The sequence below is a fragment of the Peribacillus sp. SIMBA_075 genome, from assembly GCF_046534585.1.
The window spans coordinates 1-248 of the sequence record NZ_JAWRYN010001252.1; the positions used below are offsets into that span (position 1 = coordinate 1).

1 protein-coding gene is annotated in these 248 nt (G+C 52.4%); it reads right to left on the reverse strand.

Translation table 11 applies throughout. From position 1 onward, the window contains the following. Positions 1 to 248 (reverse strand): M3 family metallopeptidase (locus SB775_RS32345; RefSeq protein WP_410865388.1); only part of this gene is annotated, 248 nt, incomplete at both ends.

Genomic DNA, 248 nt, shown 5'->3' on the forward strand with positions numbered 1-248 from the left:
GTCGATGACGGCATCCAGCACCAGATTCTCCATAAACGTGGAAGCCGTTTCTGCCACACTTACGCCTTTTTGCTGCGCAAGCGCCGGTTCGTCGTGAAGGATGTAGTTATGGTAAGCGTGTCCCAGTTCGTGCGCCAAGGTAATCAAATCCTGATAAGTATCACGATACGTCAGGAAGATCCGGCTTTCTTTAGCCACTGGCATCGACGCACAAAAGCCCCCTTCTGCTTTACCCGGCCTGTTCTCAG